This is a genomic window from Winogradskyella forsetii (genome assembly GCF_013394595.1).
Classification (GTDB): Bacteria; Bacteroidota; Bacteroidia; order Flavobacteriales; family Flavobacteriaceae; genus Winogradskyella; species Winogradskyella forsetii.
This window is the reverse complement of the sequence record NZ_CP053348.1, coordinates 3,628,543-3,644,466: the sequence shown is the minus strand read 5'-3', so window position 1 is coordinate 3,644,466 and position 15,924 is coordinate 3,628,543. Positions and strand designations below refer to the sequence as shown.

Annotated in this window: 19 protein-coding genes; all 19 read left to right on the top strand. The window is 34.3% G+C overall.

Annotation, left to right across the window (positions count from 1 at the left end; translation table 11 throughout):
- Positions 1 to 17: 17 nt before the first annotated feature.
- The 19 genes from HM987_RS15720 to HM987_RS15630 all read left to right on the top strand — a co-directional run bounded on the left by HM987_RS15720 (position 18) and on the right by HM987_RS15630 (position 15,916).
- Positions 18 to 1,553, top strand: coding sequence for an HAL/PAL/TAL family ammonia-lyase (locus HM987_RS15720; protein WP_179008981.1), 1,536 nt, complete (start codon positions 18 to 20; stop codon positions 1,551 to 1,553).
- A gap of 90 nt (positions 1,554 to 1,643) precedes the next feature.
- Complete coding sequence (locus tag HM987_RS15715; protein ID WP_179008980.1) at positions 1,644 to 2,780, top strand: WG repeat-containing protein; 1,137 nt, start codon at positions 1,644 to 1,646, stop codon at positions 2,778 to 2,780.
- A 14-nt stretch (positions 2,781 to 2,794) separates the two neighbouring features.
- Positions 2,795 to 3,547: a 3-oxoacyl-ACP reductase FabG gene (gene fabG / locus HM987_RS15710; protein ID WP_179008979.1), complete on the top strand. Its 753-nt coding sequence runs from the start codon at positions 2,795 to 2,797 to the stop codon at positions 3,545 to 3,547.
- A 12-nt stretch (positions 3,548 to 3,559) separates the two neighbouring features.
- A complete protein-coding gene (locus tag HM987_RS15705; protein ID WP_179008978.1) occupies positions 3,560 to 4,792 on the top strand; it encodes a beta-ketoacyl-[acyl-carrier-protein] synthase family protein in 1,233 nt (410 codons plus the stop codon).
- Complete coding sequence (locus HM987_RS15700) at positions 4,785 to 5,027, top strand: acyl carrier protein (RefSeq protein ID WP_178987426.1); 243 nt, start codon at positions 4,785 to 4,787, stop codon at positions 5,025 to 5,027. Before HM987_RS15705 ends, HM987_RS15700 begins: the two co-directional genes overlap by 8 nt.
- A gap of 18 nt (positions 5,028 to 5,045) precedes the next feature.
- Positions 5,046 to 5,930, top strand: coding sequence for an LpxL/LpxP family acyltransferase (locus HM987_RS15695; protein ID WP_179008977.1), 885 nt, complete (start codon positions 5,046 to 5,048; stop codon positions 5,928 to 5,930).
- Position 5,931: 1 nt separating this feature from the next.
- A complete protein-coding gene (locus tag HM987_RS15690; RefSeq protein ID WP_179008976.1) occupies positions 5,932 to 6,855 on the top strand; it encodes a dialkylrecorsinol condensing enzyme DarA in 924 nt (307 codons plus the stop codon).
- 11 nt (positions 6,856 to 6,866) lie between these two features.
- The gene (locus HM987_RS15685; RefSeq protein WP_179008975.1) at positions 6,867 to 8,003 is read left to right on the top strand and encodes a beta-ketoacyl-ACP synthase III; all 1,137 of its coding nucleotides are present in this window, start codon (positions 6,867 to 6,869) and stop codon (positions 8,001 to 8,003) included.
- 1 nt (position 8,004) lies between these two features.
- Entirely contained in the window at positions 8,005 to 8,433 is a 429-nt protein-coding gene (locus HM987_RS15680) for a hypothetical protein (protein WP_306293669.1), read from the top strand.
- Entirely contained in the window at positions 8,433 to 8,888 is a 456-nt protein-coding gene (locus HM987_RS15675; RefSeq protein WP_179008974.1) for an ABC transporter permease, read from the top strand. Before HM987_RS15680 ends, HM987_RS15675 begins: the two co-directional genes overlap by 1 nt.
- Positions 8,889 to 8,981: 93 nt before the next feature.
- The gene (locus HM987_RS15670; protein ID WP_179008973.1) at positions 8,982 to 9,389 is read left to right on the top strand and encodes a hypothetical protein; all 408 of its coding nucleotides are present in this window, start codon (positions 8,982 to 8,984) and stop codon (positions 9,387 to 9,389) included.
- A complete protein-coding gene (locus HM987_RS15665) occupies positions 9,379 to 10,374 on the top strand; it encodes a BtrH N-terminal domain-containing protein (protein ID WP_179008972.1) in 996 nt (331 codons plus the stop codon). Before HM987_RS15670 ends, HM987_RS15665 begins: the two co-directional genes overlap by 11 nt.
- A gap of 9 nt (positions 10,375 to 10,383) precedes the next feature.
- Positions 10,384 to 11,127 (top strand): ABC transporter ATP-binding protein, encoded by a 744-nt coding sequence (locus HM987_RS15660; RefSeq protein ID WP_179008971.1) that lies wholly within the window; start codon positions 10,384 to 10,386, stop codon positions 11,125 to 11,127.
- Positions 11,120 to 12,385 carry an ABC transporter permease gene (locus tag HM987_RS15655; protein WP_179008970.1) on the top strand — a complete coding sequence of 422 codons (1,266 nt, stop codon included), beginning with the start codon at positions 11,120 to 11,122 and terminating at the stop codon, positions 12,383 to 12,385. Before HM987_RS15660 ends, HM987_RS15655 begins: the two co-directional genes overlap by 8 nt.
- Positions 12,363 to 12,818: an acyl-CoA thioesterase gene (locus HM987_RS15650; RefSeq protein WP_178987435.1), complete on the top strand. Its 456-nt coding sequence runs from the start codon at positions 12,363 to 12,365 to the stop codon at positions 12,816 to 12,818. Before HM987_RS15655 ends, HM987_RS15650 begins: the two co-directional genes overlap by 23 nt.
- The gene (locus tag HM987_RS15645; protein ID WP_179008969.1) at positions 12,811 to 13,962 is read left to right on the top strand and encodes a beta-ketoacyl-[acyl-carrier-protein] synthase family protein; all 1,152 of its coding nucleotides are present in this window, start codon (positions 12,811 to 12,813) and stop codon (positions 13,960 to 13,962) included. The genes HM987_RS15650 and HM987_RS15645 overlap by 8 nt, the downstream gene beginning before the upstream one ends.
- A 9-nt stretch (positions 13,963 to 13,971) precedes the next feature.
- Positions 13,972 to 15,033 (top strand): methyltransferase, encoded by a 1,062-nt coding sequence (locus HM987_RS15640; protein WP_179008968.1) that lies wholly within the window; start codon positions 13,972 to 13,974, stop codon positions 15,031 to 15,033.
- Between the two features lie 6 nt (positions 15,034 to 15,039).
- A complete protein-coding gene (locus HM987_RS15635; RefSeq protein ID WP_179008967.1) occupies positions 15,040 to 15,657 on the top strand; it encodes a 3-oxoacyl-ACP synthase in 618 nt (205 codons plus the stop codon).
- Position 15,658: 1 nt separating this feature from the next.
- Positions 15,659 to 15,916: a phosphopantetheine-binding protein gene (locus tag HM987_RS15630; protein ID WP_179008966.1), complete on the top strand. Its 258-nt coding sequence runs from the start codon at positions 15,659 to 15,661 to the stop codon at positions 15,914 to 15,916.
- Positions 15,917 to 15,924: the final 8 nt, after the last annotated feature.

The window sequence follows — 15,924 nt, the reverse complement described above, 5'->3', positions numbered from 1 at the left end:
AAATTACGATATTATAGATGTTAAAACTGAATGGAACTTTAGGTGTTGAAGAATTTTACAAAGTCATTTTTGAAAATAACCCTATCGAAATAGAAACTTCTGTGTTTCAGACGATTGAAAATAGCTTCAATTTTTTAAGGGATTTTTCAGAAAACAAAACCATCTACGGTGTAAATACAGGGTTTGGTCCTATGGCACAGTACAAGATTGCCGATACAGACCGCATAAAATTACAGTATAATCTCATTCGAAGTCATGCATCTGGAACGGGAAATCCAATACAACCTCAGTACGTAAAGGCAGCAATGCTGGCAAGACTTAATACCTTGTCCTTAGGTCATTCAGGAGTTCATAAATCGGTTATTGAATTAATGACCGAATTAATTAACCGTAACATCATTCCCTTAATCTATGAGCATGGAGGTGTTGGAGCCAGTGGAGATTTGGTGCAATTGGCACATTTGGCTTTAGTTCTAATTGGTGAAGGTGAAGTGTTTTATAAAGGTGAACTGAAATCTACTAAAGCCGTTTTTGAAATAGAGGAATTGAAACCAATTTCGGTTGTTTTAAGAGAAGGATTAGCCTTAATGAATGGCACTTCGGTAATGACTGGTGTTGGTATTGTAAACACCATAAATACAAGGCGATTATTGAATTGGGCTATTTTATGTTCTTCTGCAATCAATGAAATTGTAGAAGCCTATGATGATCATCTGTCCTTAGAGTTAAACCAAACAAAACAGCACAAAGGACAGCGAGCAATAGCGAAACAAATGCGATCGCATCTCAGTGATAGTAAGCTCACCAGAAAGCGTGAAGAATTTCTGTATAACAAAAACCCAGATGTTAAGGTTTTTGAAGAAAAAGTACAGGAATATTACTCGTTGCGCTGTGTGCCTCAAATATTAGGGCCTGTTTTAGACACCTTAAATAATATTGAACGTATTCTATTTGAGGAAGTAAATTCTGCTAACGATAACCCAATTGTAGATGTTGAAAAACAACATGTATATCATGGCGGGAATTTCCACGGCGATTATGTGTCCTTAGAAATGGATAAGCTAAAATTGGTCGTTACTAAAATGAGCATGTTAGCAGAACGCCAATTAAATTATTTACTAAATCCTAGTCTTAATAAAATACTTCCTGCATTTGTAAACCTTGGAACTTTAGGATTAAATTTTGGGATGCAAGGTGTACAGTTTACGGCAACTTCTACTACGGCAGAAAACCAAATGTTATCTAATCCAATGTATGTGCATAGTATTCCTAATAACAATGACAATCAAGATATTGTGAGTATGGGAACTAATGCGGCTCTTATTACAAAAAAGGTTATTGAGAATGCTTTTGAAGTTGTTGCGATAGAAATGATCACCATTATACAGGCCATTGAGTATTTAAACGCACAAGACAAAGTATCTTCAAAAACGAAGAAAATGTATGATGAAATCCGAAAATTAGTTCCTATATTTACGGAAGACGTTGTTATGTATCCTTATGTAAATGAGGTAAAAGCATTTATCATGGATCACAAAAATAACATTGTGTGACAAAACAGTCTTAATAAAAAAATAGTCCTCCCTTAAGGATGATGACAAGGGTGTTAAAGTTGAGAATTGTTAAACAAAATAATATAAATCATGAAAACTAAACACTTATTATTAGTCATACTTCTACAAAGTATTTTCTCAATTAATGCACAAGAATTAGCATTGGTTAGGGAAAATGATTTATTCGGTTATATCAATAAGTCAGGAGAGTATGCCATAAAACCTCAGTTTCAAAAAGCAGCGAGCTTTTCGGGAAAGTATGCCGCAGCGTTTCAAGGTGATCATTGGGGACTTATTAATACCAGTGGTGACTGGGTGCTTCAACCAGAATACGATAAAGTAAAAGATTTTAATTCCGGTTTTGTTTTAGTGCTTAAAGATGATCAATGGAATTATGTTAATCCTTCAGGAGAAAAATTAAAAACACCAGTAACTGAGAAATATTATGACTTCGAGGATGGTGTCGCTCTGTATAGAAGCAATAAAAAGTTAGGGCTTTTAGGTACTGATGGCCAACTCATTCTAGAACCTACTTACGATGTTATCAAACCATTTGTCAATGGTTATGCAAGAGTTCGGAATGATGATAATTGGGGAATGATAGATAAAAAAGGCAACATATTTATTCCGTTGGAATATGATGAGTTAGGCGATTATAATAGCAAAGGTGTCGGCGCTAGAAAAGGGGAATCTTTTGGTATTGTAGTTGATAAGCAACTCAATATTATTAGTGGAGCGGATAAAGTTTGGGACTTTACGGATGATTCTGATTTAACCTATGCGCGGAGTGATAAACAAATGGGATTTGTCAATAATAAAGGCGAATGGGTTATTAAGCCGACTTTCAAAAAAGTTAGAGCATTTAATAATGGATTGGCACCTGCGGTTAATGAAAAACTTTGGGGCTATATTAACGAGAAAGGAGAAAAGGTCGTAGATGATATCTATAGAGATGCTGAAACGTTTTCAGCCAGTGGTTTAGCTCCTGTAAAAGAGAAAAAATTATGGGGTTTTATAGAAGAATCAGGTAAAACAATTATTGCCGCTGAATACGATATAACCGCAGGAGGTTTTTCTATTTTTAGTAAAAATAATATCAAAGGATTTCACAACGGGTTAGCTCGTGTAAAGAAAGATAAAGAATGGGGCTTTTTGGATACTGACGGGAAACCATTAGGTGGAAAATGGTACCAAAACGTTGAATTATTTGTTGATACAACAAAATAATCAGTATATTTTAAATGAACGAAAAAGAACAGGTAACCAAATGTGCTTTAATAACAGGAGGCTCTAGAGGTATTGGCAAATCAATTTGTATACAACTGGCAAAAGACTCTGATTATCATATTTTAATTAACTATCAAAACAACAAACAAGCCGCTTTAGACACCTTAGAAGCCGTAACGGAAGCTGGAGGAACAGGTGAATTATTGCAGTTCGATGTTGTAAATAATGAAGCTGTTAAATCTACATTAGATAATTGGCTAGACAACAATAAAAATTCTATTATAGAAGTGATCGTAAACAATGCAGGCATCACAAAAGATGGTCTGTTTATGTGGATGAGCCAAGACGATTGGAACAATGTGATTAATACCAGTCTTAACGGTTTTTTCAATGTTACCAATCATTTGATTCAAAAATTATTGGTTCAAAAGTATGGACGAATTATAAATATGGTTTCGCTTTCTGGCTTAAAAGGAACAGCAGGTCAAACTAACTACTCTGCCGCAAAAGGTGCTGTAATTGCTGCAACCAAAGCTTTGGCTCAAGAAATTGCCAAACGTAACATTACTGTAAATGCTGTGGCTCCAGGATTCATTAAAACGGATATGACTGGTGATTTAGATGAAAAGGAATTAAAAAAAATGATCCCAGCAAATCGTTTTGGTAACCCAGAAGAAGTGGCACATTTAGTGTCTTTTCTAGCTTCTAAAAATGCCTCTTACATTACTGGAGAAGTCATAAATATTAATGGAGGTCTTTACTCTTAAATAAAGTTTGGAATGGGAAGAGTGGTAATCACTGGAATGGGAATATATTCGTGTATCGGTAAAAATTTGGACGAAGTTAAGGAGTCTTTATATAATGGTAAATCTGGAATTGTAATTGACGAAGAGAGAATTCCTTTCGGATACCGTTCGCCACTAACGGGTATGGTTGAAGAACCAGATTTAAAAAAGCAATTGTCAAGACGTCAACGAGTGAGTCTTGGAGAGGAAGGCGCTTATGCTTATGTAGCGACTATTGAAGCCTTGGAAAATGCAAAAATATCTCAAGATTTCCTTGATGCAAATGAAGTGGGGATTCTTTATGGCAATGATAGTACCTCAAAAGCCGTTATAAATTCCGTAGATATTATTAGAGAAAAAAAGGATACTGCTTTGGTTGGTTCGGGTGCGATATTTCAAGCGATGAATTCTTCAGCAACCATGAATCTTTCAACCATTTTTAAGCTTAAGGGCATTAATTTTACAATAAGTGCCGCTTGTGCTAGTGGTTCTCATGCGATAGGTATGGCGTACCAACTTATAAAAAGCGGTTTACAAGACTGTGTGATTTGTGGTGGAACCCAAGAAATAAATAAGTTCGCCATGGGCAGTTTTGATGGTTTGGGTGTGTTTGCTATCAACCTCGAAGAGCCAGCAAAAGCATCACGTCCATTTGATAAAAACCGAGATGGTTTAGTGCCTAGTGGAGGTGCAGCAACTTTAGTTGTTGAAAGTTATGAATCTGCCGTGAAAAGAGGGGCACCTATTTTAGGAGAAATAATTGGCTACGGTTTTTCTTCAAATGGAGACCATATATCGACACCAAATGTTGATGGCCCTTCAAGAGCGATGTCAAAAGCTATTGAACAGGCAAATATTGATAGTAGCGCAATCGATTATGTAAACGCTCACGCCACTTCAACGCCTGTCGGTGATGCTAACGAAGCTAAAGCTATTTTTAAAGTGTTTGGGGAAAACGGCCCTTATGTAAGCTCTACAAAATCAATGACAGGTCACGAATGCTGGATGGCAGGAGCAAGTGAGGTTATCTATTCTATGCTAATGATGCAAAATGATTTTATTGCGCCGAATATAAATTTGGAAGAGCCAGATGAAGATTCAGCAAAATTAAATTTAGTTGCCAAAACGTTGGATAAAAAAATTGATGTATTTTTGTCGAATTCTTTTGGATTTGGTGGAACCAATTCGGCGTTAATTATAAAAAAAATAAAGAATAAAGATGAATAAAGAAGTTATTATTGAAAAAATAAACAACTTTCTTATAGATGAATTTGAAGTTGAATCTGAAGACATTTCTCCAGAAGCAAACCTGAAAGAAACTCTTGATCTTGATAGTTTGGATTTTGTTGATCTTGTTGTCTCTGTTGAATCTAATTTTGGCGTTAAATTAGTAGGAGAGGATTTTGTTAATGTTGTAGTGCTTGAAGATTTTTATAATCTTATTGAAAACAAGCTTAAATAATCTTACTTAAAAAAATATATGGCTGCGGAATGGAAAGGAAAGTCCAGGGGAACAGTTCTAGGTTATAAAATATTTATATTTTGTATTAAAAAACTAGGATTACCTTCAGCCTATTTTGTATTGTATTTTGTCGCTTTCTATTTCTGTTTTTTTGCTAAGGACAGTACTTCCTCTTCCTATTACTACTTTCGGAAAAGACTCCAATATTCAAGATTAAAAAGTCTAGTCAGTATTTACAAAAGTTATTTTGTTTTTGGGCAAACCATCATAGATAAAATTGCTATTTCTTCGGGATTAAAATCTAAATTCACCTATGATTATGATGGCGTTGATAATATTAAAGACGTACTAAAGCAGAAAAAAGGAGGTATACTTATCAGCGCACATTTGGGCAATTTTGAAATAGCCGAACACTTTTTTGGGGAATTGGAAGATAGGGATTTTATAAATTTACTAACCACCGACGTTGAGCATACGGCAATAAAGAACTATCTCGATACGATCGTAAAAAAATCGAATATAAAAATTATTCTTATCAAAGAGGATCTTTCCCATATATTTGAAATCAATGCAGCATTGACGAGAAACGAAATTGTCTGTATTACTGGAGATCGCTATATTAAAGGCTCAAAATATTTGACGCAAGAATTGTTGGGTAAAGAAGCTAAGTTTCCGGCAGGACCGTTTCTTATTGGCTCCCGATTACGAGTGCCAGTATTATTTGTTTACGTGCTAAAGGAATCTAGAAAACATTATCATCTTTACGCCAGAACGTCCACAGTAGAGAACAAAGATGCACAAGCATTATTGAAAGATTATACCAAAAGTTTAGAATGGATGCTCAAAAAATATCCGTTGCAATGGTTTAATTATTTTGATTTTTGGAATGTAAATAAAAAATAAGATGAAGAACATTCTAGTGATACATTATTCGCAGTCTGGACAATTAACCGAAATTGTGAATAATATAGCAAGGCCACTTGCAAATAACAAGGATATCAATGTTATTCATCATCAAATTGAAATGGAGACACCGTTTCCTTTTCCATGGAAAAAAATGGCGTTTTTTAATGTATTTGCCGAGTCTTTTCTTCAAATACCATCAAAAATAAATCCAATTCCTGAAACTATCTTAAATCAAAAATTCGATGTAATCATTTTTGGGTATGCAGTTTGGTATTTAAGTCCATCCATTCCGGCAACATCATTTTTGACTTCTCCTGAGGCTAAGAAATTACTAGCCACCACACCAGTAATTACTGTAATCGGCGCTAGAAATATGTGGATAATGGCTCAGGAAAAAGTAAAGACTTTACTTAAAGAATCTAATTCTAAATTAGTGGGTAATATTGCATTAGTTGACAGACATATCAATCATATTAGCGTTATTACTATAGTGCAATGGATGTTTACGGGTAAAAAGAAACACTATTTAGGTGTTTTTCCTAAACCAGGTGTCTCTCAAAAAGATATTGACGAATCTTCAAAGTTTGGTAAGGTCATTTTAGAACATATTACTAAAGATAATCTTGATAATCTCCAGAACAATCTACTCAGAAAAAAAGCCGTTGTTATAAAACCTTTTTTGGTCTTAGCGGATAAGCGTGCTAATATATTATTTGGTAAATGGGCCAAACTGATTTATGCCAAAGGAAAAGAAAGTAAGGAAAAGCGCATGTTTTGGGAAAAAATATTCAACTATTACTTATTATTTGCCATTTGGATTATTGCTCCTTTGGTTTTTATCCTATTTTTGTTGACTTATATTCCTATGTACGGAAAGATAAAAAGGGATAAAAAATATTATTCATCTGTTGAAATTAATTAGAAGGAGTTAAAATGAAGGACGTTTACATAACCAGAGTATCAAAATTTTTACCTAATGACCCCATTAGTAATGATGAGATGGAAAGCGTGTTGGGTCAAATTAATGGAAAGCCTTCTAAAGCAAGACGTGTTGTATTGAGAAATAATGGTATTGAAAGACGTTATTATGCCATTAATAAAGACGGCGAATTTACCCATTCTAATGCAAAACTAACCCAAGAAGCGATTTCAAACCTATTTGACGATTCGTTTACAGAAAATGATATGGAATTGTTGTGTTGTGGTACATCAACTCCGGACCAATTATTACCTTCTCACGCAGCCATGGTTCATGGTTTGTTAGCCAATAGAAATTTAGAGATCAACTCCGCTTCAGGGATTTGTTGCGCAGGTATGAGCTCACTTAAATTTGGTTTTTTATCTGTAAAAGCAGGAAATTCCAACAATGCCGTTTGTACAGGCTCAGAAAGAGCATCGACTAAAATATTGGCAAATAAGTTTAAGGAGGAAGCAGACTCCTTGGCAAGTTTAGAAAAACTACCTATTATAGCCTTTAAAAAAGAATTTTTACGCTGGATGCTATCAGATGGTGCAGGAGCCATGTTATTGCAAAACAAAAAAAATGACGATAGTCTCTCCTTAAAAATTGATTGGGTAGAAAGCTATTCGTTTGCGCACGAATTAGAAACCTGCATGTATTCTGGAGGTGAAAAACTTGAAGATGGTTCCATTAAATCTTGGACAGAATACAGTTCTAAACAATGGCTGGAAGAGTCCATATTCTCTATCAAGCAAGATGTGAAGCTTTTAGAAAAGAATGTCATTGAAAAAGGCGTTGAAAGTATGGAAATGGTCTTTAAGAAACAATCCAAAGACCCTTCGGATATTGATTATTTTCTACCTCATATTTCGTCATACTATTTTGCGGATAAATTAAAAAAGCGCATTAAGGAAAGTGGTTTGAATATCCCTGAAAGTAGTTGGTTTACTAATTTAAGTAAAGTAGGGAATGTGGGATCGGCATCCATTTATTTAATGCTTGAAGAATTAATGAGTTCCGGACGATTAAAAAAAGGCGATAAGATAATGCTATCTGTACCAGAAAGTGGTCGATTCTCCTATGCTTACGCCCATTTAACTGTATGCTAATATGATGTTAGAAAAGCCAATCACAGATATTACAGATTTAATACCCCAAAAAGCACCTTTTGTAATGGTTGATGCCTTATTAGGTTTTTCTGATACGCAATTGATGTCTTCCTTCAAAATTTCTAAAAGCAATATTTTTTTTGAAAACGATACGTTATCAGAGTCTGGATTAATTGAGAACATGGCACAAACCGTGGCGCTTCATACAGGTTATGATTATTTTTTAAAAGGACAACCTGCTCCAACAGGTTACATTGGTTCTATTAAAAATGTCCAAATTTCAAGGCTTCCGCAATTAAATGAAACCATACAAACCGAAGCTCATATTATACAGGAATTTATGGGTGTTACTTTAGTAGAGATTACGGTGACCAATGCTAAAAAAGAAAAAATAGCCTCAAGTACAATGAAAACTGTTATCGCCAATTAATGATTGATCTTGAAAAAATTGAAATATCAAATTTTTTACCGCATCGTCCACCATTTTTAATGTTAGACAAGATTCTACTTCTAACTGATGAAGAAGTTTCGGCTTCTTTTTTAATTAAGGAAGATAATCTTTTTGTAGAGCATAATTATTTTAATGAAATGGGTTTGGTGGAAAATGCCGCACAGACCTGTTCCTCAATTGTTGGTAAAAGCTATTTTGATGATGATGATGTAGATGGAGAAGGCGCCAAATTGATTGGTTTTATTAGTGCCATTAAGAAAGTGACTGCGTTTTCTTGTCCTAAAGTTGGAAGTACTATCATTTCTAACGCAAAACTAACATCGAGATTCGATTCGGAGAGTTATAGCGTATGTTCCTTAGAATGTCATATTTTTGAAGCATCGACGTTATTATTATCTTGTGAGCTCAATTTGATGATCAAAGATTTGAAATAGAATTATAAAACAAGCTGCTTAACGAAGCATTTCAAATCAAACTGAATACATCAACTCAGTAAAGTCGAAGTATTGCCTATAAAAACAACACACATGAAAAAGAAGGATGTTCCTCAGGATGAAAGTGGTTTAGAAAAAGACAATATAAAGGAAATTTGTTACGCCGTGGATGAAAAAGGCGACTATACCACCATTAAAAGTACAGGTTGGGATCCTAAAACCATTGCTCTAGATAATGCACTTCAAGAAATCAATGAACGTATCAACGATGCGAAAGCGCGCGTTTTAAATGGTGAAACAAGTCCTATTGAATATTATATGGAATGTCACAAAATGGATATTGGTATTTTAGCGAGTTATGTAGGGAAGTTTCAATGGCAAGTAAAACGGCATTTTAAAGTAAAGACATTCAATAATCTATCTCATAAAATGTTGGAAAAATATGCCGACGTTTTCGATATTTCAGTTGAGCAACTAAAGGATATTAATTATGGAAATTGATTTTACACACCACCAAACGGCGCATTGCGAAAACGGTGTGGTTTCCAATTTAATGAAGCATAATGGCTTTGACGTGAGTGAACCTATGGTTTTTGGTATTGGCTCTGGTTTGTTGTTTTGTTATATTCCTTTCTTAAAAGTCAATCATGCGCCTGCCATAACCTACAGGGTGATGCCAGGACAAATTTTTAAACGCTTTGCTAAACGCGTTGGCATAAAAATTAAAAAAGAAAAATTCAAAAATCCGCAGAATGCTAAGGCACGATTGGATGAAAATTTAGAAAAAGACAATCCTGTTGGTCTTCAAGTTGGCGTATATAACCTTACCTACTTTCCAGATGAATATCGTTTTCATTTTAATGCTCATAATTTGGTGGTTTATGGCAAGCAAAATGGTGATTATTTAATTAGTGATCCCGTAATGGAAACGGTTACTACTTTAACAACCAAAGAATTAGAGAAAGTTCGTTTTGCCAAAGGTGCTTTTGCGCCAAAGGGTCATATGTATTATCCCATAAATTTCCCAAAAGAATTAGATATAGAATCTGCTATTATTAAAGGCATAAAAAATACGTGTAGAGATATGCTGGCGCCAGTACCTATTGTTGGTGTTAAGGGGATTAGACATATTGCTAAATTAATCCGTAAATGGCCTAAGAAAAAAGGAGTTAAAGTCGCTAATCACTATTTGGGGCAGATTGTTAGAATGCAAGAGGAAATCGGGACAGGTGGCGGCGGCTTTAGATATATTTATGCTGCTTTTTTACAAGAATCCAGTAAAATTTTAAATAATAGTACATTAGAGGAATTGTCTAAAGAAATGACCGAAATTGGCGATCTGTGGCGAGACTTTGCTTTGGAGGCCTCGCGAATTTATAAGAATAGAAGTGCAAAAACGGATGCCTATAATAAGGTAGCGACGCAATTAGAAACTATTGCGGATAAAGAGGAACTATTCTTTAAAAAATTAAAAAAGGCGATATAATTATTATCCATGATAGAAATCAATCAATTATCTAAAAAATATAAAGGTGCAGATTTTTTTTCTGTTTCTGATCTAGATTTGAGTATTTCTAAAAAAGAAATTTTTGGTTTGTTAGGCCCAAACGGAGCAGGAAAGACCACTATTATTTCCTTGCTATGTTCTTTGATTAAGCCCACTTCTGGCTCATTTACCATTGATGGTCTTACCTATAAAAAAAACAATAAGCAATTAAAACAGCTTATTGGGATTGTGCCTCAAGAATATGCTTTGTATCCTACGCTAACGGCTTTCGAAAACCTGATGTATTTTGGAAGTATGTATGGACTGAAGGGAAAAGAATTAAAATTAAGAATCAATTCATCACTGGAAAATCTGGGTTTGGCCCAATTTTCAAACAAAAAGATTGAAACGTTTTCGGGCGGTATGAAACGTAGAATTAATTTAATCGCCAGTATTCTTCATGACCCAAAAGTCTTATTTTTAGATGAACCAAGTGTAGGTGTCGATGTCCAATCCAAAAATGTAATCATCAAGTACTTGCAAGATTTGAACGCAAAAGGAACCACTATAATCTATACGTCACATCATTTAAATGAAGCCGAATCGTTTTGCACTAGAGTTGCGATAATAGATCACGGAAAAGTAATTACCAAAGGCACACCAAAAGATTTAATCACTAACCAAGAAAATGCTAATAACCTCGAAGATGTATTTTTAGCACTAACAGGAATTGCCTTAAGAGACCATGCATAAATTACTAGCATCCGCATATAAAGAGTTCTTGCTGCTTACCAGAGATGTAGGAGGTATTTCCATATTATTCATCATGCCTTTAGTGTTAATTGTCACTATTACCTTAATTCAAGATAGTAGTTTTCAAAGTATAAGTGAAAGCAAAATTCCCATACTATTAGTCGATAATGACAAAGGTTCAGTTTCTGAAACTATCGTAAAAGGACTTAATGATTCTAATATTTTTAAGGTTATTAAACTCGAAAAAGAAGACGAGGCCCAGAACTTGGTCTTTAAAGGCTCCAATCAATTAGCGATTATTATTCCCAAAGATTTATCATCAGATTTAGAAAAGAAAATCAACCAGAATGTAGAAGGTATATTGAGCAAATTTGGCCTCGAAGAGACAGAAAATCAACCTCAAGAAAGTTTTACAGCAAAAGAAGTCAAGTTGTATTTTGATCCGGCAACGCAATTCGCTTTTAAGAATTCTGTAAAAAATGAGATCGATAAAATGATTTCAAAAATTGAAACCCAATCCATCTATAATGCGTTTCAGGAGCAAATAACTGATGACCCGACAGAATCTATTTTTGAAACTGAAAACTTTATTAGTTTCAAAGAAATCTTACCAAAAAATGATGATGAAGTGATAGTTCCAAATTCTGTTCAGCACAATGTTCCGGCTTGGACGCTTTTCGCTATATTTTTTATTATCGTACCCTTATCTATCAATATGGTAAAAGAGAAAAGTCAAGGTACTTTTGTACGGTTAAGAACAAATCCGGTGTCTTATTTTACGGTACTTGGTGGCAAAACGCTAGTCTATTTGTGCGTTTGTTTAATTCAATTTGTTTTGATGTTACTTATCGGTGTGTATTTGTTCCCGGCAATAGGCTTACCTACATTAGATGTTTCAGGAAAATTACCGTTATTATTTGTTGTGGCATTTTTTGCAGGTTTAGCGGCAATTGGTTTAGGATTGTTACTTGGCACTATAGCAAAAACACCAGAACAATCTGCGCCATTTGGAGCAACTTTTGTCGTTATTTTAGCAGCATTGGGAGGGGTTTGGGTACCAGTTTTCGTAATGCCACAGTTTATGCAAGCATTATCAAATATTTCGCCAATGAATTGGGGATTAAACGCCTTTTATGATGTTTTTTTACGAAATTCAAGCCTAATTGAGATTGTGCCAGAAATAACATTGCTATTTTTGTTTTTTATCGTCACAACCTTAATCGCTATTGTTTATAATGAAAAGAAAAATGCCGTCTAAATCACAAAAAGAAATAAGTTTCACAAGTAAGATAAGGGTTCGGTTTGTAGAAACTGATCCTTTAGGTATTGTGTGGCATGGTAATTATATCCAATACTTCGAGGATGGAAGAGAGGCTTTTGGCAGGCATCATAGTATTGCCTATTTGGATCAAAAAGACTATGGTTATGCTACGCCTATCGTAAAATCAACTAGCGAACACAAATTACCATTGCGTTATGGAGATGTTGCTACTATAAAAACTAGCTATATTGATAGTCGTGCTGCAAAAATGATATTTAGATACGAGATTTTCAATCAAGATGACCTATTGGTTTGCACTGGTGAAACCGTTCAGGTTTTTGTAGATCAAATTGGACAAGGCGATTTGGCATTAACAATTCCAGAGTTTTTCAAGGAATGGAAACAAAAAGTAGGACTTTTAGATGAATGAGGTTTATGTTTCATATAACAACATCATTTCATCATTAGGCTTTGATAGCGAAACGGTTGTGAATACTATTCATAATGAAATTTCAGGATTACAATTAATTACCGACAAGACCAAATTCTCGCAACCCTTTTGTTCGTCACTTATTGACCAAAAAAAATTAGACCATAAATTTGCATCTATAGGTGCAGAAGATCATTTTACACGTTTGGAGAAGATGATGATTTCATCTTTAGATGATGTTATTCAAGCTTCTGGAATTCCTTTAAATAAAAAGGTTGGTCTCATTATTTCTACCACAAAAGGAAATATAGACGTCTTAGATAAAAACAGTAAATTTCCAAAAGAACGTGCCTATTTGAGTGTTTTGGGACAAATAATAAAAGATTTTTTCAAATTTAAAAATGATGCCATAGTAGTGTCTAATGCCTGTGTGTCAGGCGTTCTCGCTGTTGCTGTAGCCAAACGTTTCATTAATCAAGGTGTTTATGACGATGTCTTTATTGTAAGCGGAGATATAGTAACCGAATTTATTCTATCCGGTTTCAATTCTTTTCAAGCATTAAGCAGTGCACCTTGTAAACCTTATTGTGAAAATCGCACTGGAATTAACATTGGCGAAGTTGCTGCAAGTGTTTTGGTTACTAATACAAAATCTAATTTGGCTAAAGAAGCCGTTACCATTTTAGGAGAAAGCTCTTGCAATGATGCCAATCATATTTCTGGGCCATCCCGAACTGGAGAAGGCTTATATAGAAGTATAAAATCAGCAATGAAAGAAGCCGATATTTCACAGGATAACATTGATTATCTTTCGGCTCACGGAACGGCAACACCATTTAATGACGAAATGGAGGCCATTGCATTTAACAGAGCAGGATTACAGAATGTTCCTGTGAATAGTTTAAAAGGCTATTTTGGACATACCTTAGGAGCTTCGGGTCTGTTAGAAACTATTGTAGGAATGCATTCGCTGTATAATAACACGTTATATGCGTCTTTGGGTTTTGAAAGTTTAGGTGTATCACAACCAATTAATGTCATTACAAAAACCAAAACACAAAAAATGAAGATTTTCCTTAAAACAGCCTCTGGTTTTGGAGGTTGTAATACGGCAGTCATATTTAAAAAAGTTAATTATGTTTAAATAATAATTATGGAAAACACGTCATTAAGAGCCATAGATGCAATTCAGGAAGCGCAAAAAATTGCTTTTGCCCCTTTTGTATTTCAAGCCACAGTTTCATTAAGAAAACTTGGTGTTTTCAGCCTTATTTTCGATAGAAGAAAAAAAGGTGGAATTACATTGGAAACGCTTTCAAAAGAACTATCAATTAGTGCATATGGTCTTGGTGTTTTGTTAGAAATTGCCGAAAGTTCAGACATTGTGAATAAGGACGAACTAGGTAATTTTGAATTAACAACTACGGGTTACTTTTTAAATTATAACGAAACCGTAAATGTTAATATCAACTTTACAAATGAAGTGTGCTACAAAGGTTTGTTTCATCTAAATGATGCTATAAAAACAGGAAAACCAGAAGGATTAAAAGAATTTGGGAATTGGAATACAATTTATGAAGGCCTATCTCAGTTAAATCCTGAAATTAAAAAATCTTGGTTTGAGTTTGATCATCATTATTCTGATGCCGTGTTTAGCGAAGCACAGAAAATCGTATTTAGAAGTCATCCCCAAACCATATTCGATATTGGCGGAAATACAGGTAAATTTGCCATAAGCTCTTGTAAATATAACGAGGACGTATCCATTAAAATAATAGATTTACCAGGACAGTTAAATGTGGCACTTGCCAATGTGAAAAAGGAGGGTTTTGAAAATCGGGTTTCTGGTTATGAGATAGATTGGCTAAAAGCTGATCCTAAAATTCCAACTGGTGCCGATACAATTTGGATGTGTCAATTCTTGGATTGCTTTTCGGAAGATGAAATCTTAAAAATTTTAACGACTTGTGTAAACTCGATGACTGACGAGACTGAATTGTTAATCATGGAAACCTTTACAGATAGACAGCGGTTTGATAATGCCAAATTTATATTAGAAGCAACGTCGCTTTATTTTACGGTAATGGCCAACGGAAATAGTAAAATGTATCCAGCACAAGTGTTTTTAAGATTAATTGATGAAGCAGGACTCGTGCTTAAAGAAGATATTGGTGTTGGTGAATACCACACGATTTTAGTCTGCAAAAAAAAGTAATTATTAATGAATTCTGAATATTATATTTCCTCTTTTTGTAACATCAAAAACAATACGATTTCCTTGAATGGAGCTGAGGTTTATAGTGGTGAAAATTTTGAGTTTTCAGAATTTATAAAGTCAGCCTATAAGTCATTTGAAACCAATTATCCTAAGTTTTTTAAAATGGATGCTTTGAGCAAATTAGCCTTTTTAGCGGCTGATGTATTATTAAAAAGCGAAAATTTAAACGGAGACGAGGAAAATGATATTGCCGTGGTATTGTCAAATAGAGCTTCAAGTTTAGATACGGATAGAAAGCATCAGAAGTCAATTGAAGATGAAAACAATTACTATCCCAGTCCTGCGATTTTTGTATATACATTGCCAAATATTTGCATCGGAGAAATTAGTATTAAATACAAGCTGTTTTCTGAAAATAGTTTTTTTATATTTGACAACTTTAATCCGCAACATTTATTGGACTATTCCAATAGTTTATTGTCAACAAAAAAAGCGGAAAAAGTACTTTGTGGATGGGTGGAATTAGATGGGAATCAGTATAATGCTTATTTGTATCTAGTCACTAATACAGGGACAATAACACACACAAAAGAGAATATAGTAAAATTTTATAATACATAATATGGAGACTTTAAAACAAGAGCTAAAGGAAAACATTGTAGAGCAATTGAATCTTGAAGATATTGCCGTAGAGGATATTAATGATGACGATATATTATTTGGAGATGGTTTAGGTTTAGACTCTATCGATGCCTTAGAGTTAATTGTTATGCTAGATAAAAATTATGGTATTAAATTAGCGGACCCAAAAGAAGGTCGTGCTATTTTTGAATCTATTGAGGTTTTGGCAAAGTATATTTCTGAGCATAGAACAAAGTAAGAAAAATA

What these genes read in the sequence shown, in the direction of transcription:
- HM987_RS15685 (WP_179008975.1), top strand. Translation starts at nt 6,867, where the DNA reads ATGAAGGACGTTTACATAACCAGAGTATCAAAATTTTTACCTAATGAC.
- HM987_RS15630 (WP_179008966.1), top strand. Translation starts at nt 15,659, where the DNA reads ATGGAGACTTTAAAACAAGAGCTAAAGGAAAACATTGTAGAGCAATTG.
- HM987_RS15665 (WP_179008972.1), top strand. Translation starts at nt 9,379, where the DNA reads ATGGAAATTGATTTTACACACCACCAAACGGCGCATTGCGAAAACGGT.
- fabG (WP_179008979.1), top strand. Translation starts at nt 2,795, where the DNA reads ATGAACGAAAAAGAACAGGTAACCAAATGTGCTTTAATAACAGGAGGC.
- HM987_RS15640 (WP_179008968.1), top strand. Translation starts at nt 13,972, where the DNA reads ATGGAAAACACGTCATTAAGAGCCATAGATGCAATTCAGGAAGCGCAA.
- HM987_RS15670 (WP_179008973.1), top strand. Translation starts at nt 8,982, where the DNA reads ATGAAAAAGAAGGATGTTCCTCAGGATGAAAGTGGTTTAGAAAAAGAC.
- HM987_RS15645 (WP_179008969.1), top strand. Translation starts at nt 12,811, where the DNA reads ATGAATGAGGTTTATGTTTCATATAACAACATCATTTCATCATTAGGC.
- HM987_RS15635 (WP_179008967.1), top strand. Translation starts at nt 15,040, where the DNA reads ATGAATTCTGAATATTATATTTCCTCTTTTTGTAACATCAAAAACAAT.
- HM987_RS15695 (WP_179008977.1), top strand. Translation starts at nt 5,046, where the DNA reads ATGGCTGCGGAATGGAAAGGAAAGTCCAGGGGAACAGTTCTAGGTTAT.
- HM987_RS15650 (WP_178987435.1), top strand. Translation starts at nt 12,363, where the DNA reads ATGAAAAGAAAAATGCCGTCTAAATCACAAAAAGAAATAAGTTTCACA.
- HM987_RS15655 (WP_179008970.1), top strand. Translation starts at nt 11,120, where the DNA reads ATGCATAAATTACTAGCATCCGCATATAAAGAGTTCTTGCTGCTTACC.
- HM987_RS15680 (WP_306293669.1), top strand. Translation starts at nt 8,005, where the DNA reads ATGATGTTAGAAAAGCCAATCACAGATATTACAGATTTAATACCCCAA.
- HM987_RS15715 (WP_179008980.1), top strand. Translation starts at nt 1,644, where the DNA reads ATGAAAACTAAACACTTATTATTAGTCATACTTCTACAAAGTATTTTC.
- HM987_RS15700 (WP_178987426.1), top strand. Translation starts at nt 4,785, where the DNA reads ATGAATAAAGAAGTTATTATTGAAAAAATAAACAACTTTCTTATAGAT.
- HM987_RS15660 (WP_179008971.1), top strand. Translation starts at nt 10,384, where the DNA reads ATGATAGAAATCAATCAATTATCTAAAAAATATAAAGGTGCAGATTTT.
- HM987_RS15705 (WP_179008978.1), top strand. Translation starts at nt 3,560, where the DNA reads ATGGGAAGAGTGGTAATCACTGGAATGGGAATATATTCGTGTATCGGT.
- HM987_RS15720 (WP_179008981.1), top strand. Translation starts at nt 18, where the DNA reads ATGTTAAAACTGAATGGAACTTTAGGTGTTGAAGAATTTTACAAAGTC.
- HM987_RS15675 (WP_179008974.1), top strand. Translation starts at nt 8,433, where the DNA reads ATGATTGATCTTGAAAAAATTGAAATATCAAATTTTTTACCGCATCGT.
- HM987_RS15690 (WP_179008976.1), top strand. Translation starts at nt 5,932, where the DNA reads ATGAAGAACATTCTAGTGATACATTATTCGCAGTCTGGACAATTAACC.